We start from the raw sequence: 19,147 nt of genomic DNA, 5'->3' as shown, positions 1-19,147 counted from the left end.
GGTCAGACCCGCTCGATGATCGTGGCGGCCCCCATGCCGGACGCAATGCAGAGCGTGGCAAGGCCGGTGCCCTTGCCGGTGCGCTCAAGCTCGTCCAGCAGGGTGCCGATGATCATCGCGCCGGTCGCGCCCAGCGGGTGGCCCATGGCGATCGAGCCGCCGTTGACGTTCACGACAGAGCTGTCCACGTCGAAGGCCTGCATGAAGCGCAGCACGACCGAGGCGAAGGCCTCGTTCACCTCGAAAAGGTCGATGTCGCTGATCGACATGCCGCTGTCGGCCAGGATCTTCTGCGTGGCGGGCACGGGGCCCGTCAGCATGATCGTGGGATCGGTACCGATCTTGCAGGTCGCCTTGATCCGCGCGCGGGGCTTGATCCCCCATTTCTCGCCGAATTCCTTGTTGCCGATCAGTACGCCTGCGGCCCCGTCCACGATGCCGCTGGAATTGCCCGCGTGGTGGATGTGGTTGATCCGCTCCAGGTGGGGGTATTTCATCAGGGCGACCTTGTCGAAACCGGGCATCACCTCGCCCATGTCCTTGAAGCTGGGCTTCAGCGCACCAAGGCTTTGCATGTCCGTCTGGGGGCGCATGAATTCGTCATGGCCCAGGATCGTCAGGCCGTTCTGGTCGACGACCGGCACGATGGATTTGGCAAAGCGCTTGTCATCCCATGCGGCCTTGGCGCGGCGCTGGGATTCCACCGCCAGCGCGTCGGCTTCGTCCCGCGAGAAACCGTATTCCGTGGCGATGATATCGGCGCTGATGCCCTGGGGCACGAAATAGCTGTCCATGGCGATGGAAGGATCGACGGCGATGGCCGCCCCGTCGCTGCCCATGGGGACGCGGGACATCATCTCCACGCCGCCGGCGATATAGCCCATGCCCGCGCCACCGCGCACCTGGTTGGCGGCAAGGTTCACGGCCTCCATGCCGGAGGCGCAGAAGCGGTTGATGGCAAGGCCGGGGATCGATTCATCCAGATCCGAGGCAAGTACAGCGGTGCGTGCCAGGCACGCGCCCTGTTCCATCACCTGGGTGACGTTGCCCCAGATCACGTCTTCAACCGCGTGGCCCTCGAAACCGTTGCGTTCCTTCAGCGCATTGAGCACCTGCGCGCTGATCCGGGCCGAGGTGACCTCGTGCAGCGATCCGTCGGCGCGGCCCTTGCCGCGCGGGGTGCGGATGGCGTCGTAGATATAGACATCTGTCATGGTCGTCTCCTTCATGTGGCCCGAAGGGGCCGATCTTGGGTCAGGCGCGGTCAGCGGGGCTGCCGGGCATCAGGTCATAGGGGTGTTTCCAGCCGGGGGTCTGTTCGATCCGGGTCAGCCAGGCATCGATATGGGGCCATTCCTTGCGGTCAAAGCCGAAGGGTTCGGGGTAGAACAGGTAGCCGCAGCAGGCGATGTCGGCGATGGTCAGGCGGTCACCGACCAGCCAGTCCTTGCCGGACAACTCGTCATTCAGCACCTTGTAGGCGGCTTTCAGGCGGCCCTGCATGAAGCCGATGACCTCGGCCGGGCGTTTGTCTTCGGGCAGGAAGTTCATCAGGAAACGGGTCATCCCCGCCTGGCTGGACAGTTTGTGATTGTCCCACAGGATCCAGCGCATGATCTCGCGCCGTTCATTCGCGCTGCGCCCGCCCATCTTGCCGCCTTTGGTGCTGATGTAATCCTGAATGGCGCCCGACTGCGACAGGGTCAGATCGCCGTCCACCATGACGGGCACTTCGCCCATCGAGTTGATGGCGCGGAATTCCGGGCTGCGCCCTTCGCCGTTGAAGAAATCGACAAAGACCGGCTCCCATTCCAGTCCGGAAAGTTCCAGTGTCAGCGCCGCCTTGTAGGCATTGCCGCTTTCGCCGAAGCAATAGAGTTTGATGGTCATGGTCTTTCCTTCCTGTTGATGCGGTGAAACCTGGGGGGGTGCGCCCCCGCGCTCCCGCAGAGTATTTGCCGAACGATGAAGGGCAGCGGCGCGCGGGGTTTCTTCTTGCCGGAAATATCCTCGCCGGAGGCTCCTGTCCCATCGTCCCGCGCGCCGTCACGCCGATTTGCGATCCACGAAGCTGCGCGCGATCAGTTCCTTCATGATCTCGTTGGTGCCGCCATAGATGCGCTGCACGCGGGCATCGGTCCACATTTCGGCGACCGCATATTCCTGCATGAAGCCATAGCCGCCATGCAGTTGCAGGCAATCATCCAGCACCTGGTTCTGCGTGTCGGTGATCCAGTATTTCGCCATGGCAGCCTTTTCGACGCTCAGCGCGCCACGCAGGTGTTCGGCCATGCATTCGTCAAGGAAGGCGCGCGCGACTTTCGTGCGGGTCAGGCATTCGGCCAGTTTGAAGCGGGTGTTCTGGAACTGGGTCAGCGGTCCGCCAAAGGCTTCGCGTTCCTGGCAATACTGGATCGTGCGGGCAACCGCGCCCTCCATCGCGCCGATGGCGCCGCAGGCGATGATCAGGCGTTCCTGCGGAAGCTGGCTCATCAGTTGCGCAAAGCCGCGCCCTTCCTCGCCGCCCAGCAGGTTTTCGGGCGGGATGGCGACATTGTCGAAGAACAGCTCCGAGGTGTCCGAGGCCTTCATGCCGATCTTGTCGAGGTTGCGGCCGCGTTTGAAGCCTGCCGCCCCTTCGGTTTCCAGCACCATCAGCGAGACGCCCTTGGCGCGCTGGCTGGGGTCGGTCTTGGCGGCGACGATGATCAGTGTGGCGTGCTGGCCATTGGTGATGAATGTCTTCTGGCCTGACAGCTTGTAGGTGTTGCCGTCGCGGATCGCCTTGGTCTTGATCGCCTGCACGTCCGATCCGGTCGAGGGTTCGGTCATCGCCAGTGCGCCGACCAGTTCGCCGGAGGTCAGTTTGGGCAGCCAGCGGCGTTTCTGATCGTCCGTGCCATAGGCGAGGATGTAATGCGCGACGATGCCGGAATGGATGCCCACGCCCCAGCTGGCCAGATTGGCGCGGCTCGCCTCGATCAGGATCGCGGCTTCATGGCCGAAATCGCCGCCATGGCCGCCCCATTCCTCGGGGATGGAGGGGCACAAAAGGCCAAGCTCGCCCGCCTGTTGCCAGATCGCGGGGTCCATCTGGCCCTGATTGCGCCAGCGCTCGAAATGGGGGGACCATTCATCGGTGATGAACTTGGCCGTCATGTCGGCCAGCATCTGGTGTTCGTCGGTCATCCAGGCGGATGTCATGCGGGTCTCCTCCCCCGGTGTTGTCTTGTCGTGGTCTCAGCGTTTTCGTGCGTCCAGTTCGGAATTGAACAGGCGCAGGCGGTGCGCGAAGGTGTCGTCGTTGATGACGCTGTCGAAATTCTCGAAAAGGAAGGACAGCGCCTCGCCTTCGTCCAGCCCGGCCTCTGCCGCGAATTTCTTCAGCCTGCGATAGCCGTCCTCGGTCATGGCGACGGGAAAGCGGCGGGTCAGGCGGAAGCGTTTCGGCATGGGCTGGCTCCTTTGCGGGTCGGGCGGGCGGGGGCTGGCCCCGCCCGGCACCTGTCAGAAGTTGGCGGCCTCCAGCGCCATCACGGTCTCCGCCCCGGTATTGATCCGCGCCAGGTGCAGCGCGGTCGCGGGCAGGCGGCGGGCCATGTAATAGCGCCCGGTGGCCAGTTTTGTCTGGTAGAAGGTGACGTCTTCCGTGCCCGCCTGCAATGCCTCATGCGCGGCTTTCGCCATTTGCGCCCACATCAGGCCAAGGCAGACATGGCCGAAGAGGTGCATGAAGTCGTAAGAGCCCGAGAGCGCGTTGTTGGGGTTCTTCATGCCGTTCTGCATGAAATACATCATCGCGGTCTGCAGGTCCTTCGATGCAGCCTTGAGCGGGTCGAGGAAATCGGCCTTGAGCGCCTCGTTGCCTTCGTTTTCCTTGATGAAGGTCTTGACCATCTCGAAGAAGGCCATCGCGTGCTTGCCGCCATCCGTGGCCAGCTTGCGGCCCACGAGGTCCAGTGCCTGCACGCCGTTCGCACCTTCATAGATCATGGCGATACGGGCGTCGCGGGTGAATTGGGACATGCCCCATTCCTCGATATAGCCATGGCCGCCATAGACCTGCTGTGCCTTGACGGTCATGTCATAACCCTCGTCGGTCAGGAAACCCTTGATCACGGGGGTCATCAGCGAGATCAGACCGTCTGCGGCGGCGTCGTTGTTGCGATGCGACCGGTCGATCAGGGACGCACCCCAGAGCATGAAGGCGCGCGCCCCTTCGACAAAGCTTTTCTGATCCATCAGCGAACGGCGGATATCGGGGTGCACGATCAGCGGATCGGCGGGGCCGTCCGGGTTTTTCACGCCGGTCACGTCGCGGCCCTGCAGACGGTCCTTGGCGTAGGCCAGCGCGTTCTGGAACGCCACATCCGCCTGGGCCATGCCCTGCATGCCGACGCCGATGCGGGCCTCGTTCATCATGGTGAACATGGCGCGCATGCCCTTGTGCGCCTCGCCCAGCAGGTAGCCGGTCGCCTCGTCATAGTTCATCACGCAGGTCGAGTTGCCGTGGATGCCCATCTTTTCCTCGATCTTGCCGACCGACACGCCGTTGCGCGCGCCAAGGCTGCCATCCGCGTTCACCAGGAACTTGGGCACGATGAAGAGCGAGACACCCTTGATGCCCTCGGGGCCGCCGGGGATCTTGGCCAGCACAAGGTGGATGATGTTGTCGGCCATGTCGTGATCGCCGGCCGAGATGAAGATCTTCTGCCCGCTGATCTTGTAGCTGCCATCGTCCTGCGGCACGGCCTTGGTGCGCATCAGGCCCAGGTCGGTGCCGCAATGCGGTTCGGTCAGGTTCATGGTGCCGGTCCATTCGCAGGACACCATCCTGGGCAGATACATGTCCTTCTGCGCGTCCGACCCATGGGCAAGGATCGCCGAGGCTGCGCCATGGGTCAGGCCCTGATACATGGTGAAGGCCTGGTTGGAGGCCGAGAACATCTCGCCCACCGCGGTGCCCATCACGTAGGGCATGCCCTGGCCGCCGTATTGCTCGGGCATGTCGAGGCCGGTCCAGCCGCCCTCGCGGACCTGATCGAAGGCCGCCTTGAACCCGGTGGGGGTGCGCACGACGCCATTTTCCAGCTTGCAGCCTTCCACGTCACCGACGGCATTCAGCGGCGCCAGCACCTCGGAGGTCAGTTTGCCCGCCTCTTCCAGAACGGCGGCGGTGAAATCGGCCTCAAGCTCGGCATAGCCCGGAATGTCGGATGCGGATACTTTCAGCAGATCGTGCAAGACGAATTGCAGGTCTTTGACGGGGGCGGTGTAGCTGGGCATGTCTGTCTCCCTTGGGTCTCGTCGGGTGGCTTTGGCGTGCGGGGCCGAACTTATTCGGCGGCACGCTTGGGTTGGTTGATCGAGGCGATCATCTTCTCGCCCCATTTCATCTGTTCGCGCAGATCCTCGATCGCGGCGTTGAGTTCGTCGCGCTGGCGGATCAGGTCATCCAACCGCTTCTGCGCCAGTTCGTAGGTGCGCGCCAACTGCGTCTGCTGCTGGTCGCCGATCCGGTAGAGATCGAGAAGCTGACGGATGTCTTCGAGGCTGAACCCAAAGCGCTTGCCGCGCAGGATCAGCTTGAGCCGGGCCCGGTCAGACGCGGTGAACAGGCGTTTCTGCCCCTCGCGGATCGGAAACAGCAGTTCCTTGGCCTCGTAGAAGCGCAGGGTCCGGGGTGTGACGTCGAATGCATCGCACATCTCGCGGATCGTCATGGTCTTTTCGGTCATCGCATTACCTCTGAAACAGGTGTCTGGCGGCAAGCTGTGCATTCTGCTGCCTCGTTACAACAGGTTTCGCAGTTGACGTAACCGCTACGTCACGTCACTTTCAGGTTGACGTAAGATAAGCCAAGGTAAGCCGTGGCTCGCGGCAATTTCCTTGCCCGGTTGCCCGGCGGCGACGCGCCGGATCGTCATGCAGCAAGAGGTGATTCATGTGCGCCAGCCCGCAGGGGCGGCCGATGAAGACCACATGCGATGCCCCGCCTCCTGCGCGGATCAGGCGTCGCGCAGGGCCTTGTCGGTCTCGTCGCGCAGGCGGCGCAGCTCGTCCATCGCCTGGTCCAGCTGGGCGCGCTGTTCGGCCAGTTCCACAAGCTGACGGTCAGCCATCTTGATCCAGGCCTCCATCTGCGCGCGGGTGCCTTCCTTTTCGTAGATCAGCAGCCACTGGCGGATGTCTTCCAGCGCATAACCGAACTTGCGCCCACGCAGGATCAGGGTCATGCGCGCGCATTCGCGGGGGCCGTAGAACCGGGTGCGCCCTTCGCGGTCCGGTTGCAACAACTCGATGTACTCGTAATAGCGCAAGGTGCGTGGGGTCACGTCATACTTTGCGCACATCTCCTTGAAGGTCAGGCGTGGTTCGGACATCATTCTGCTCCCTTGGCGGCAGGCTATGCGAGACGCGCGGCAAGGGCAACGGGTGCTCTTGCGCTGATGTGGCGATGCGGGACATAGTGCGCGGCACAAGCAAGGAACGGGGCCCATGAACAAGGACAAGATGGCGCGGCAATTCACCGAGGCGATCCCGCATGCGCGCGCGCTGGCGATGCAGATCGACCATCTGGGTGACGGCGTGGCCGAGATGTCCATGCCCTACGACGCGCGTTTCATCGGTGATCCCGACACGGGGGTGATCCATGGCGGTGCGGTGTCCGCGCTGCTGGATACGTGCTGCGGCGCTTCCGTCGTCTGCCATCCCGCCTCGAAGGGGGGAACCGCCACGATCGGCCTGCGCATCGACTACATGCGGGCGGCGACGCCGGGTCAGCGCATCAGGACAAGGGCCGAATGCTATCATGTCACCCGGTCCGTCGCCTTCGTGCGCGCCACGGCCATGGATGACGACAGCGACCGCCCCGTGGCCAGCGCCACGGGCACCTTCACCGTGGAGGGCGGCGCATGAGCGAGGGATCCTTTGTCAAGCCGCGCGGCGGCCGCCCCGAACCGGTGCAGGTGGTCAAGCAGCGCCGGGACGCTGCATTGAATGCGCTGGTGCATGGCGTGCCCTATATCAAGTATCTTGGCATCGAGTTCGACCGGCGCGGGGACGAGCTGACAGCCGTGCTGCCCTTCGATGACAAGCTGATCGGCAACCCGCTGTTGCCTGCGCTGCATGGCGGAGTGACGGCTGCCTTCCTCGAGGTGACGGCGATCATCGGCCTGAGTTGGGCGAGCCTCTGGGAAGAGATCGAGACGGGGCGCATCGACACGCAGACCCTGGTGGCGGGCAATCTGCCGCGACTGCCCAAGACCATCGATTTCACCGTTGACTACCTGCGCACGGGCCTGCCGCGCGATGCCTATGCGCGCGCCAAGGTCAACCGTTCGGGACGCCGCTATGCCTCGGTTCATGTCGAGGCCTGGCAGGACAATCGCGCCCGCGCCTTCGCCCAGGCCACGGGGCATTTCCTGATGCCAAGACTGGATGGTTGAGGCCGCGGCGCGGCCGGATCCCGGCCGGACCGTCACCCATGCCCGGGTGCTGCATGTCGCGCTGCCCATCGTGCTGTCCAATGCCACGGTCCCGATCCTGGGGGCGGTGGACACCGCCGTGGTCGGTCAGATGGGATTGGCCGCGCCGATCGGGGCCGTGGGTCTGGGGGCCGTGATCCTGACGGCGATCTACTGGATCTTCGGCTTCCTGCGGATGGGCACGACGGGCCTGACCGCCCAGGCGCAGGGCGCGGGCCACCAGGGCGAGGTGGCCGCCATGCTGACGCGCGCCCTGATGATCGGGGTGGCCGCCGGGCTTGCCGTGATCGCGGTGCAGATCCCGCTGTTCCGGGGCGCCTTCCTGCTGGCCCCCGCCAGCGCCGAGGTGGAAAGCCTGGCGCGCGACTACATGCAGATCCGTGTCTTCAGCGCCCCCGCCGCCATCGCCATTTACGGGCTGACCGGCTGGCTGATCGCGCTGGAACGCACGCGCGCGGTGCTGGGTCTGCAGGTCTGGATGAACGGGGTGAACATCCTGCTGGACCTGTGGTTCGTGCTGGGCCTTGGCTGGGGCGTCGAGGGCGTGGCGATCGCGACATTCCTTGCGGAATGGAGCGGCCTGGCGCTGGGCCTGTGGCTCTGTCGCGCGGCCTTCGCGGTGCCGGCCTGGCGCGACTGGGCGCGGGTCTTCGACCGGCCCGCCCTGGCGCGCATGATGGCCGTAAACACGGATATCCTGATCCGGTCACTGCTCTTGCAGGCCATATTCCTGTCCTTCCTGTTCCTGGGGGCGGGGCAGGGTGACGTTGTGCTGGCCGCGAACCAGGTGCTGCTGCAATTCCTGCATATCACCGCCTATGCGCTGGACGGTTTCGCCTTCGCCGCCGAGGCACTGGTGGGCCAGGCGCTGGGCGCGCGCGACCGGGGCAGGCTGAGGCGCAGCGCGGCGCTGGCCAGCTTCTGGGGAGGTGTCAGCGTGATCGCCATGGCGATTGCCTTTGCGCTGGCAGGCACCGCGATCATCGCGGTCATGACCACCGCCGAACCGGTGCGCGCGGCCGCTGCAACCTATCTGCCCTGGATGGTCGCGGCCCCATTGCTGGGGCTGGCGCCGTGGATGCTGGACGGCATCTTCATCGGCGCCACCCGCACCCGCGACATGCGCAACATGATGGCGGTCAGCGCCGCGATCTATGCCGTCTCGGTGATTGTCCTGCTGCCGCTGATGGGCAATCACGGTCTATGGCTGTCGCTGCTGATTTCGTTCTTGGCGCGCGGGCTGACGCTGGGCCTGCGCTATCCCGCGCTCGAGGCGGACGCCGCCCGGCCCTGAAAAGGCGCGCTGTTTCTTCTTGCCGCAAATATCCCCGCCGGAGGCATGGCCGCTTGCGGCCATTCACCCCGCCTGTCCGGTCACAGCCAGTCGGCGCGGCCTGTACCCACCGCATCGGCGACAGTTGCAAACCCGTCCCGCGCCAGAAGCGCGTCAAGCCCCTGCGCGATCTGCGGCACCAGCGACAGGCCCTGATAGACCAGCGCCGTGTAAAGCTGCACCGCCGAGGCCCCGGCCCGGATCTTCTGATAGGCCTGTTCGGGCGAGCCGATGCCGCCCACGCCGATCAGCGGGATACGCCCCTCGGTCAGCTGCGACAGCTGCGCCAGAACGCGGGTCGATTTCTCGAACAGCGGTGCACCGGACAGCCCGCCCTTTTCGCCGCGATGCGTGCTGTGCAACCCGTCGCGGTCCAGCGTGGTGTTGGTGGCGATGATCGCATCAACCCCCGCGTTGCGGGCCACATCGGCGATTTCGGACAGTTCGGCGGCGGTCAGGTCGGGCGCGATCTTGAGGAACACCGGGATCGGACGCGCCAACCAGGCGCGCGCCTCCATCACCCCGGCCAGGAGCGCGCTCAGCGCGGCGGCCCCCTGCAGGTCGCGCAGTTTCTCGGTGTTGGGCGATGAAACGTTCACCGTCGCGAAATCCAGGTGCCGCCCGCAATGGGCCAGCACGCGGGCGAAATCCTCGGCCCGGTCGGCGCTGTCCTTGTTGGCGCCCAGGTTCAGACCGATCACCGCATCCTTGGGGCGGTGCGCCAGCTTTTCGGCCATGGCCTCCATCCCCTGGTTGTTGAAGCCGAAGCGGTTGATGGCGGCGCGATCCTCGGTCAGGCGGAACAGGCGCGGGCGCGGGTTGCCCGGCTGCGCGCGCGGCGTGGTCGCGCCCACCTCGACAAAGCCGAAGCCCGCGCGGCTGAGCGGTCCCAGAACATCGCCGTTCTTGTCGAAACCGGCGGCAAGGCCCACGGGGTTGGGCAGATCAAGCCCGGCCAGTGTGGTCCTGAGCCGGTCCGAGGTGACCGGCCCCGGCAGCGGCACCAGCCCGGTCTTCAGCGCGCGGATCGCAACGCCATGCGCCGTTTCGGGGTCAAGGCGGCGCAGGGCGGCAAGGCCGATGGATTCGAGCAGGCTCATGTCATCTCCGGCGGGAAGTGATGGGTGCCATCCACCAGCGGCAACGGTTTGTGCCAAATCACGTCGCCAAGGCGCAAGGCACGGTAGAGATGCGGAAACAGTGCCCCGCCGCGTGACGGCTCCCATGCCAGGGCCTCGCCCAGGCTGCCGGCGTCCAGCGCCAGCAGGGTCAGCCCGTCCTCGCCCGCGAAATGTTTCGCGGCCGTTTCCCGTGCCTGCGCGGCGGTCGAGAAATGCACATAGCCATCGGCGATGTCGATGGGTGCGCCCAGGGTTTCGCCCTGTGCCTGCAATGCGGCCCATTCGTCCGCGCGGAATATCTTGTAGATCAGCATGGCTGCTCACATGACGCGCAGCCCGGCTGCGGTCAAGCATCTTCCCGCCGCGTCACGGCAGAACGGCTTTGACAGGTGGGGGAAGGCGGGCCACCATCCGGCATCACACACCCAGAGGGAGACCCCGCCCATGTTCACGCGCCCCATTGCCGGCCTGGCCGCGCTTGTTCTGTCTGCAAGCGTCGCACAGGCCGATTACACGCTGCACATCCTGCATGTGAACGACCTGCACAGCCGGATCGAGCCGATCAACCGCTTCGATTTCGACCTGCAGCGCCGAGGATGAGACCGAAGGGAAATGCTTTGGCGGTGTGGCGCGTCTGGCCACCAAGGTGGCGGAGTTGCGCGCGGCGCTGGAGGCCGAGGGGCAGAACGTGATCCTTCTGGACGCGGGCGACCAGTTCCAGGGCAGCCTGATGTACACGACCTACAAGGGCGCGGTCGAGGCCGAGTTCATGAAGGCCATCGGCTTCGACGCCATGGCGGTGGGCAATCATGAATTCGACGATGGCCCCGCAGGGCTGGCGGCGTTTCTGGACAAGGTCGGCTTTCCGGTGATTTCGGGCAATATCGATGTCAGCCGGTCCAACCTTCTGGCCGGGCGTGTGGCCGATCACGTGATCCTCGACGTCGGGGGGGCGCGGATCGGCATCGTCTCGGCGCTGGCGACCGATACGGTGGAAACATCAAGCCCCGGCGACGATGTGGTGTTTGCCGATGAGGCCGAGGCGTTGCGCGCCGATGTGGCCGCACTTGAGGCGCAGGGCGTCGACAAGATCATCGCCCTGACCCATGTCGGCCTGCCGCGTGATCTGGACCTTGCGGCAAGCGTGCCGGGGCTGGATGCCATCGTGGGCGGACATTCCCACACGTTGATGAGCAATACCGAAGAGGGGGCGCTGCCCTATCCGCAGATGGTAGGCGGCGTGCCCGTGGTGCAGGCCTTTGCCTATTCCAAATACCTGGGCCACCTGGTGCTTGAGTTCGACGCGGCGGGCCAGGTGACGGCGGCCAGCGGTGACACGATCCTGCTGGATGCCAGCGTGACGCCCGATCCCGCGATCGCGGCGCGGGTGGCCGAACTGGCCGGTCCCATCGCAGAGCTCAAGGCCCGCGTGGTGGCCGAGGCGGCGGCGGATATCGACGGCGCGCGCGAAAGCTGCCGGATCCGCGAATGCGCCATGGGCAACCTTGTGGCAGATGCCATGCTGGACCGGGTGAAGGATCAGGGCATCAGCATCGCGATCCAGAATGGCGGCGGTCTGCGTGCCGGCATCGCGGCGGGTCAGGTCACCATGGGCGATGTGCTGGGCGTGCTGCCCTTCCAGAACACCCTGTCCACCTTTCAGGCGACAGGAGCCACGGTTCTGGCCGCGCTGGAGAACGGGCTGAGCCAGATCGACGAGGGGGCAGGGCGTTTTCCGCAGGTGGCCGGGATGCGCTATGTCTTCGATGCGGCCGCCGACGCGGGCGCACGCGTGGTCAGCGCCGAGGTGATGGAGGGTGGCGCATGGGTGCCGCTGGATCCCGCCCGGACCTATGGCGTGGTGACCAACAACTACATGCGCGGGGGTGGCGACGGTTATGCCATGTTCAAGACCGATGGCATGAATGCCTATGATTTCGGCCCCGATCTGGCCGATGTGCTGGCGGCCTACATGGCCGCGAACGCGCCCTACCAGCCCTTTACCGATGGGCGCATCACGATGAAATGATGCGCGCCCTTCGGGGTGTCATTTGCGGATGCGGCGGCGGTGCGGCTGTGGCATGAGGGGACATGCATCAGGCAACCCCGACAGATCAGGCAAGGCAGGCGGTGGACCAGCGGTCCAACCGTCTGCTGATCGCAGTCCTGTCCATGTCGAATTTCGTGATCGGCATGGGCGCCTTCATGATCATCGGCCTGCTGGAGCCGCTGGCCGCGGACCTGGGCCTGCCGACCGCGCGCGCGGGCGCCGTGCTGACCACCTATGCGGTGGCCTATGCGGTCCTGTCGCCTGTGCTTGTCTCGGTGACCGGGGGGATCGGGCGGCGCCGGGTGCTGGCGGCGGGGCTGTCCCTGTTCGGGCTGGCCTGCCTGCTGCCCGTGCTGGTGCCGACCGAAGCCGCGCTTCATGCAAGCCGCATCCTGGCTGCTGCAGGCGCCGGTATCTTCACGCCGGTCGCAGCCGCTGTGGCGGCAGGTCTGAGCGCACCGGGAAACCGGGCCAAGGCGCTGGCGGCGGTATTTTTCGGCATGACGATGAGCCAGGTCCTTGGGCTGCCTCTGGGCAGTTTCATCGCGTACACCTTCGGTTGGCGCGCGGCCTTCGCCGTGGTGCTGGTCGTGCTGCTGCCCTGCCTCTGGCTGATCTGGACGATCGTGCCGCGTGGTCTGTCCTTTCAGCCTGTCACGCTGCATGACCTTACGCGCATGATGCGCAACGCCCGGCTGATGCTGGCGGCGGGCTTCACGGCCAGCTTCCTGACGGCGGGCTACGTGGTGAACACCTTCCTCGCGCCGCTTCTGTCGCAGAACCTGGGCTGGGGCCGCGACGGCATCACGCTGGCGCTGCTGGTCTGCGGGATCGGCGCGGTTCTGGGCAACATGATGGGCGGCGCGCTGAGCGACCGGATCGGGCCCGCGCGCACGCTGACCTTTCTGTGTCTGGCGCAACTGATCGTGCTGCCGGGCTTTTCCGCGCTGCCACTGGCGGGCGGTCACGCGACGCTGCTGTCGGGGGCGCTGGCGATGGGGCTGTTGCTGCTGTGGTCGATCTTCGGCTGGTCCTTCATGGCGGCGCAGCAGGCCCGTCTGATCGGGCTTGCGCCGGATGCCGCCCCAGTGATCCTGGCGCTGAACGCGGCCGGGGTCTATGTGGGGGCGGCGCTGGGATCGGCCATCGGCGGGATGGTGCTGGCCGGGATCGGGCTTGCGCCGCTCGGGCTGGTGGCCGGGGCGCTGATGGTTCTGGCGCTGGCGCATCTGCGGCTGTCGCTGCGCCTGGGCTGAGCGCGGGTCTTTTTGAGCGGCGCGATGCCGGGCGCTGGATTAATGCGCCGGGCTGGGGCAGTCTGGGCCCATGTGCGGACGTTTCGCCCTGACCCTGCCCAATGACGCGATGGCGCGGCTGTTCCAGGCCACGCCCGCCAATGACCTGCCGCCGCTGCCCTCTTTCAATATCTGCCCGACGCAGGCGATCCATGTGGTCACGGCCGGCGAGGCGGGGCGACGCCTGACCGCGATGCGCTGGGGTTTCGTGCCGCAATGGTACAAAAGCCCCACGGATGGCCCGCTGCTGATCAACGCACGCGCCGAGACGCTGGCCGAGAAACCCGCCTTTCGCGCGGCGGCCCGCGCAAGGCGCTGCCTGATCCCGGCGGACGGGTTCTACGAATGGACCAAGGGCGCGGATGATGCACGGCTGCCCTGGTATATCCGGCGGCGAGACCGGGAACCGATGGTCATGGCGGGGGTCTGGCAGGACTGGGGACCGGACGAGGCGCGCATCACCACCTGTGCCATCGTGACCACTGCCGCCAACAGCGATATCGCGGCGCTGCATGACCGCATGCCGCTGATCCTTGATCCCGCCGATTGGCCGCTCTGGCTGGGCGAGGCGGGGCACGGGGCGGCTGCGTTGATGCGCCCCGCCCCCGAGGCCACGCTGGAGGCCTGGCGCGTGGACAGGGCGGTCAATTCGAACCGCGCGCAGGGCGAGGCGCTGCGCGCGCCGATCGAGGGCTAGTCCTTGGTGGCCGGGTCCAGCGTGCCTTCGGCGCGCATGTCGTCCAGCACGCCGCGCGCCACGCGGAAGCTGTCGATCATCGCGGGCACGCCGCAATAGATACCCACCTGCAGCAGCACTTCCTTGATCTCGTCCGGCGAGAGCCCGTTGTTGATGGCGCCGCGCACATGCGCGCCCAACTCGTGCGGCCGGTTCAGGGCAGCCAGCATCGCAAGGTTGATGGTGGACCGTGTCTTGCGGTCCAGACCGTCGCGGCCCCAGATCTCGCCCCAGCAATAGGTGGTGACAAGTTCCTGCAATTCGCGGGTGAAGTCGTCCATATTGGCCACGGCACGGTCCACATAGGCATCGCCCAGGGTTGCGCGGCGGATCTTCATGCCCTTGTCATGGGTTGCCTTGTCCATCTTCTGAGTCCTTTCGGTGGTGTGGGATCGGTGGGCAGAGTGCTGCGCGATCGGGCGGGGTTGCAAGTGCAATCCGTGCGTGGCCCGCAGCGATCAGCCCGCGGCGATGCGGCTTCCGGGCAGCGGCGTGGCCCAGGCATTGCGGAAGGCCGCGTCAAGTTCCAGCACATCGGGGACCCGCGCCTCGGCCGGCGTCTGGTAGAGCGTGGCGCGCGCCGGGGCCGAGGACCAGGCAATGATCACCGGTGCGGCCATCATCGGTACGATCACAGGCGCCAGCCAGGGCAGCAGCGCGGGCGAGAGCACGAAGGCCAGCGCGCCCCCCAGAAGGCCGCTGATCACGATCCAGCTGCTGGCCTGCCATGCCTCGGTCAGGGTCATGCGACCGTCGCCGCGCGCCTGCGCGGGCCAGCCGCCGTCGACACCGGCCACGACCTGCATCACCGATCGGGTGTTGAACATCAGGAAAACCGGGGCTGACAGGGCCGAAAAGGCCAGCTCGGCGCCCACGGACCGCGCCGCGGCCAGCGCGCCGCCAAAGCCCGCCGCCCGGCGCCGAAGGCCTGCGTCGATCAGGATCAGCAACTTGGGCAGGAACAGAAGGCCCACGATGCAGATCGCCAGCGCCACCGCCTGCGATGTCTGCGAGACCGGAATCACCGGCCAGCGCCAGCCTTCGATGGGGAAATAGTTGATCGGCGGCACGAACAGGGGCGCGGCGATCGAACAGAGCAGGAAAGCCAGCCAGATCACCGGCGACAGATAGGCCAGGATACCCTGCACGAAGACGAAGCGGCTCCAGGGTTTCAGGCCCGGCGCTGTCAGAAGGCGTGCGTGTTGCAGGTTGCCCTGGCACCAGCGCCGATCACGCTTGGCGTGCAGGACCATGTTCTCGGGGCCTTCCTCGTAGCTGCCGGTCAGATCGTCATCGACCCGAACCTGCCAGCCTGCGCGGGCCAGTAATGCGGCCTCGACATAGTCATGGCTGAGGATATGGCCACCAAAGGGGGGCGGGCCCGACAGTTCCGGCAAGCCGCAGCTTTCCGCGAAGGCGCGCACCCGCACGATGGCGTTATGCCCCCAGAAGGGACCGGTGCGCCCCTGCATCATCGCAAGGCCACGGCAGAAGATCGGCGAATAGAAGGCGGCCGCGAATTGCTGGATCCGGCCAAAGCGCGAGCGCGCGTTCACGATCTGCGGCAGTGTTTGCAGCAGTCCCAGTTCGGGGGCTGCTTCCATCCTGCGGACCATCTCGACCAGGGTGTCGCCCTCCATCAGGCTGTCGGCATCCAGGATGATGGCCAGGTCATAGGCGCCGCCGGAGCGGGTGATGAAATCCTCGATGTTTCCGGCCTTGCGTCCGCGGTTGTTCTCGCGCCGGCGATAGAAGATGCGCCCCTCGGCCCCGGTCAGCGCCAGCAGGCGATGCAGGCCCTTGCGCTCTGCCTCGGCCGTGGCGTCGTCGCGGGTGTCGGACAGGATCGCGAAATGGAAATGCGCGGCCATGCCCGTGCGCTGCAGCGACGCTTCCATCGCCGCGATGCGCGGGAAGGTGGCGGCGGGATCCTCGTTATAGACAGGGACAAGGATCACGCAGCGCGATGCCAGCGGTCCATCGTGGCGCGCAGGCTGCGGCGGGCGCGTGGTCAGCCCGGCAAAGGCCTGCACCGCGCCCCAGGCCAGCCAGAAGGTCGACACAAGGATCAGCGCGGCCCGCAGCACATCCATCACGTCAAGGCCGTCGGCGGCACCGTAGCGCAGGAACAGCACGAAGCCGCCGCAACCGATCAGGATGCTGGCGCTCAGCAGGACAAGCCTGATCAGACCCACCCGCCAGTCGGAGGGTGCATCCATGGCTCAAGCCTCACGTGAGGGGCGCCGGGCCGGGCGAAAGGGCGCCAGCAGCATGGGCAGGATGCGGCGCGGTTGCTGTTCCAGGATCTGGGTCGGCATCGCCATGGGCGCATCGGGCGGCGCGAGGGGGGCGCGCGCCTCGGCCTCGGGATCTGTCTGGAATATGCCGGAAAGGTCATTCATCTTGCATTGATCCACTGATAAAGCCAGTTTTCCGTCAGTTTGCGCCCATAGCCCGCCAGGTGGGCGGACATTTCCACGACCGCGTCATCTTCGGCGCTGAGGTCCAGGAACAGACGCCAGACACCTGTTTGCGGCACCCTTTGCAACACACTGCTGATCACTTCGGCGTTAGAGACCGACACGATCGGGGCGATTTCGGCCTCGGGGCCCAGCCGATCCAGGAAGCCGCCCCGGAAGTCGACCACGAATTTGCGCAGCCCGTCCTGCACCTCGACCCCGGCGACGCCGCCATGGCCAGCGCGTGTCACCTCGACATGGGCGATCGGGTCCGCAGGATCAAGCGGCAGGTCGCCCCAATGCATCCGGTAGGCGAATTCGCGCGCGTCTCCGGCCCTTGCGGGCGCCTCGGGCACCCAATAGGCCACGATGTTGTCATTCGCCTCCAGGTCCGAGGGGATTTCGACAAGTCGCACATAGCCATTGCCCCAGTCACCGATCGGTTCGATGTCCAGCGAGGGGCGGCGGTGGTAATTCGCCTCGATGTCCTGGAACTGTTCGAAATCGCGTTCGCGCTGATGCAGGCCGAACTTGCGGGGCGCGGTCTCGGGGAAATAGCTGCCCGACAGGCGCGGCGGGTTGTTCAGCGGACGCCAGATCACCTCGCCATCGGCCCGCAGGATCCGCAGCCCGTCACTGTCATGCACCTTGGGGCGGAAATCGTCGAACTGCGTGTGGTTCTTTTCCGAGTAGAGATACATCGAGGTCAGCGGTGCGATGCCCAGCTCCTCGACATCTTCACGGAAGAAAAGCCGCGCGGTGACCTCGATCGTGGTGGTTGCGCCGGGAAAGAACACGAAGCGGTAGGCGCCGGTCACGCTGGGGCTTTGCAGCGCCGCATAGACTGTGATCGCACCGGCACCGGTTCCGCGCTCCATGTAGAAGCGCGAAAAGCGGGGGAATTCCTCGCCCGCGGCGGTGGCGGTGTTCAGGGCCAGCCCGCGCGCCGACAGCCCGTAAGCCGACCCACGCCCCAGCGCACGGAAATAGCTGGCGCCGACGAAGGCCACCAGTTCATCCATGACATCCGGGCGGTTCAGCGGATGGTGCAGACGAAAGCCCGCAACGCCGGGCATATCGGTCAAGGGCGGAATGCGCGTGCCCAGATCGTTGAGGTATTCGAAATCCTCGGTGGTAAAGCGCATCTCGGTCGCGTTGCCATCGGCCACCTCGTAAAGGATCACCGGTTCCTTGAAGAGCCAGCCCATCGGGAAGGCGGCAAGCGCAAGCGTGCTGGTCTCGCTGGACCAGCGCATCCGGTCGGGGCGGAACCGCACAAGGCGGTAATCGTCATAGTCGAGTTCCGCCAGAAAGCCGCCAACAGGTTCGGCGGGCTGATATGGCCCCTGCGCGAGGGCGCGCATCTCGTCGGACAGTATGTCGAAGGAAAAGGGCTGCGGCACGGGCTGTGCCGATGCGGCCGTGTCCTGTGCTGTCAGGCGCAGGGGATAGGTGCATGCCAGTGCGGCCGTAGCCGCAAGGAGATGCCGACGTGTGAGGGTGGTGGACGAACGACCGAAGTCAGACATTTTCTTTTCAAACCTGAAGGTTTACGGCGCCGCAAGCCGGCGCACGTTCGCCGGGCTTATATGTGTCGGGCATAATCCAAAGCAAGCGGGATTGCAGGCAATTCTGATCGATTCGAAAGCAAAGGGCGGGTCGCTGCCTACTTTATATGCGCAAACCCGCGGTAACCCGCCGAAAGAGGCGTTTTGGGTCTGTGACAAGCCTGGCCCGAGCCTTTCTGACCGCACGGGCAGGCCGAAATGTTGCGGCTGGCCTCTTCCATATGCGGCGCGAGTCGTGCCCACGATTCCCGTAACCCTGCACGAACCCTGTGTACGCCCCGCGCGAGTCGCTTCGGGGCATGCATCAGGACGGTGGCAGGGCAGGGGAGGCAAGTCTCCCTATAAGGTGAGGGGCGGCGCGCAAAATCTTCCGGATACGCGAAGCCCTTTGGAAAAAGGGGCTTTGCGCTGCCGCAACAGGCAGTCCGAAGCTTTTCTCATCTGATTTTTGAAATTCGTCGATTTTCCTCTTGCGGCCGGAATCGGTTATCACTAAGTAGCCCCTCACGGCGACGCAGAGACGCGGCGCTGGGGACCGGACGGAACGACGGAGCGGTGCTTCGGAGGGAGATCCGGGAAGGAATTTGGGGATAAGTTGGGCGGGTTGCGCTTATAGTTTGAGCGCGCCGGTTTGATTTTGTCTCTTGGGGTTACGGCTCCGACGCTCTTTGACATTGATGATATCTGAAGAGATATGTGGGCGGTTTGGTTCATTCGATGGATCAACGTCTGTATATCGCGCTAGTAGGGGCAACCCGATGATCTAGTGTCAGCTTCACTGTTTGGCGGCTTCTGGTTTCTGATGAAACCTGGAGCACATCAAACAGAGACTGTTTTGCAATGTTTCCTAGCCGGAACATTGTGGAACGATGTGCAGAGGTTCGAACGTCAAGGATAAGCGGAAACGCTTTTCAACTTGAGAGTTTGATCCTGGCTCAGAACGAACGCTGGCGGCAGGCCTAACACATGCAAGTCGAGCGGCACCTTCGGGTGTAGCGGCGGACGGGTTAGTAACGCGTGGGAACGTGCCCTTCTCTACGGAATAGCCTCGGGAAACTGAGAGTAATACCGTATACGCCCTTCGGGGGAAAGATTTAT

General features: G+C 65.3%; 18 protein-coding genes, 1 rRNA gene and 1 pseudogene (1 of these 20 running past the window's edge). 7 read left to right on the top strand and 13 right to left on the bottom strand.

The features are described from left to right. Positions 1-2 precede the first annotated feature (2 nt). The 7 genes from ACMUJL_RS06250 to ACMUJL_RS06220 form a co-directional block, all read right to left on the bottom strand. Positions 3-1,214, bottom strand: a complete 1,212-nt coding sequence (locus ACMUJL_RS06250; protein WP_375569612.1) for an acetyl-CoA C-acetyltransferase — start codon at positions 1,212-1,214, stop codon at positions 3-5. Positions 1,215-1,254: 40 nt separating this feature from the next. Then, positions 1,255-1,890, bottom strand: coding sequence for a glutathione S-transferase family protein (locus ACMUJL_RS06245; RefSeq protein WP_375569614.1), 636 nt, complete (start codon positions 1,888-1,890; stop codon positions 1,255-1,257). 156 nt (positions 1,891-2,046) lie between these two features. After that, the gene (locus ACMUJL_RS06240) at positions 2,047-3,204 is read right to left on the bottom strand and encodes an acyl-CoA dehydrogenase family protein (protein ID WP_068287775.1); all 1,158 of its coding nucleotides are present in this window, start codon (positions 3,202-3,204) and stop codon (positions 2,047-2,049) included. A 36-nt stretch (positions 3,205-3,240) separates the two neighbouring features. Next, a complete protein-coding gene (locus ACMUJL_RS06235; protein WP_068287778.1) occupies positions 3,241-3,453 on the bottom strand; it encodes a hypothetical protein in 213 nt (70 codons plus the stop codon). A 54-nt stretch (positions 3,454-3,507) separates the two neighbouring features. Then, positions 3,508-5,286 (bottom strand): acyl-CoA dehydrogenase C-terminal domain-containing protein, encoded by a 1,779-nt coding sequence (locus tag ACMUJL_RS06230; RefSeq protein ID WP_375569617.1) that lies wholly within the window; start codon positions 5,284-5,286, stop codon positions 3,508-3,510. 50 nt (positions 5,287-5,336) lie between these two features. Then, positions 5,337-5,738 carry a MerR family transcriptional regulator gene (locus ACMUJL_RS06225; protein ID WP_068294460.1) on the bottom strand — a complete coding sequence of 134 codons (402 nt, stop codon included), beginning with the start codon at positions 5,736-5,738 and terminating at the stop codon, positions 5,337-5,339. A gap of 270 nt (positions 5,739-6,008) precedes the next feature. Then, positions 6,009-6,383: a MerR family transcriptional regulator gene (locus tag ACMUJL_RS06220; protein WP_375569619.1), complete on the bottom strand. Its 375-nt coding sequence runs from the start codon at positions 6,381-6,383 to the stop codon at positions 6,009-6,011. A gap of 115 nt (positions 6,384-6,498) precedes the next feature. Here ACMUJL_RS06220 and ACMUJL_RS06215 point away from each other — a divergent pair, with 115 nt between their 5' ends. From ACMUJL_RS06215 to ACMUJL_RS06205, 3 genes are read left to right on the top strand one after another with little or no spacing between them, the layout of a single operon-like run. After that, a complete protein-coding gene (locus ACMUJL_RS06215; RefSeq protein WP_375569621.1) occupies positions 6,499-6,918 on the top strand; it encodes a PaaI family thioesterase in 420 nt (139 codons plus the stop codon). Continuing rightward, positions 6,915-7,448 (top strand): PaaI family thioesterase, encoded by a 534-nt coding sequence (locus tag ACMUJL_RS06210; RefSeq protein ID WP_068294468.1) that lies wholly within the window; start codon positions 6,915-6,917, stop codon positions 7,446-7,448. The genes ACMUJL_RS06215 and ACMUJL_RS06210 overlap by 4 nt, the downstream gene beginning before the upstream one ends. After that, complete coding sequence (locus ACMUJL_RS06205) at positions 7,441-8,781, top strand: MATE family efflux transporter (protein WP_068294471.1); 1,341 nt, start codon at positions 7,441-7,443, stop codon at positions 8,779-8,781. Before ACMUJL_RS06210 ends, ACMUJL_RS06205 begins: the two co-directional genes overlap by 8 nt. 80 nt (positions 8,782-8,861) lie before the next feature. On the opposite strand, the gene ACMUJL_RS06200 is transcribed toward ACMUJL_RS06205, so the two are convergent. Continuing rightward, complete coding sequence (locus tag ACMUJL_RS06200; RefSeq protein ID WP_375569624.1) at positions 8,862-9,920, bottom strand: quinone-dependent dihydroorotate dehydrogenase; 1,059 nt, start codon at positions 9,918-9,920, stop codon at positions 8,862-8,864. Next, positions 9,917-10,255 (bottom strand): DUF952 domain-containing protein, encoded by a 339-nt coding sequence (locus ACMUJL_RS06195; RefSeq protein WP_375569626.1) that lies wholly within the window; start codon positions 10,253-10,255, stop codon positions 9,917-9,919. The genes ACMUJL_RS06200 and ACMUJL_RS06195 overlap by 4 nt, the downstream gene beginning before the upstream one ends. A 130-nt stretch (positions 10,256-10,385) precedes the next feature. Here ACMUJL_RS06195 and ACMUJL_RS06190 point away from each other — a divergent pair. From ACMUJL_RS06190 to ACMUJL_RS06180, 3 genes and pseudogenes are all read left to right on the top strand, one after another. Then, positions 10,386-11,970 (top strand): annotated as a pseudogene (locus tag ACMUJL_RS06190) (bifunctional metallophosphatase/5'-nucleotidase). A gap of 62 nt (positions 11,971-12,032) precedes the next feature. After that, the gene (locus ACMUJL_RS06185; RefSeq protein WP_082896422.1) at positions 12,033-13,247 is read left to right on the top strand and encodes an MFS transporter; all 1,215 of its coding nucleotides are present in this window, start codon (positions 12,033-12,035) and stop codon (positions 13,245-13,247) included. Positions 13,248-13,317: 70 nt separating this feature from the next. Beyond that, positions 13,318-13,983: an SOS response-associated peptidase gene (locus ACMUJL_RS06180; protein ID WP_375569630.1), complete on the top strand. Its 666-nt coding sequence runs from the start codon at positions 13,318-13,320 to the stop codon at positions 13,981-13,983. Here the strand turns inward: ACMUJL_RS06180 and ACMUJL_RS06175 are convergent. From ACMUJL_RS06175 to ACMUJL_RS06160, 4 genes are all read right to left on the bottom strand, one after another. Further along, complete coding sequence (locus ACMUJL_RS06175; protein WP_375569632.1) at positions 13,980-14,387, bottom strand: carboxymuconolactone decarboxylase family protein; 408 nt, start codon at positions 14,385-14,387, stop codon at positions 13,980-13,982. The two genes, ACMUJL_RS06180 and ACMUJL_RS06175, sit on opposite strands and share 4 nt — an antisense overlap. A gap of 93 nt (positions 14,388-14,480) precedes the next feature. Beyond that, positions 14,481-16,241: a glucans biosynthesis glucosyltransferase MdoH gene (gene mdoH, locus ACMUJL_RS06170; protein WP_375569634.1), complete on the bottom strand. Its 1,761-nt coding sequence runs from the start codon at positions 16,239-16,241 to the stop codon at positions 14,481-14,483. Between the two features lie 3 nt (positions 16,242-16,244). Continuing rightward, a complete protein-coding gene (locus ACMUJL_RS06165; RefSeq protein ID WP_375569636.1) occupies positions 16,245-16,424 on the bottom strand; it encodes a hypothetical protein in 180 nt (59 codons plus the stop codon). After that, positions 16,421-18,010, bottom strand: a complete 1,590-nt coding sequence (locus ACMUJL_RS06160) for a glucan biosynthesis protein (protein WP_375569638.1) — start codon at positions 18,008-18,010, stop codon at positions 16,421-16,423. The genes ACMUJL_RS06165 and ACMUJL_RS06160 overlap by 4 nt, the downstream gene beginning before the upstream one ends. Before the next feature lie 951 nt (positions 18,011-18,961). On the opposite strand from ACMUJL_RS06160, the gene ACMUJL_RS06155 reads away from it, so the two are divergent. Continuing rightward, positions 18,962-19,147 (top strand): 16S ribosomal RNA (locus ACMUJL_RS06155) (it continues 1,281 nt past the right edge of the window).

Origin of the sequence: Seohaeicola sp. (genome assembly GCF_048006315.1) — a bacterium.
Classification (GTDB): Bacteria; Pseudomonadota; Alphaproteobacteria; order Rhodobacterales; family Rhodobacteraceae; genus Seohaeicola.
Note: the sequence above shows the minus strand (reverse complement) of the source record. Positions and strands in the feature narration are given on the sequence as shown.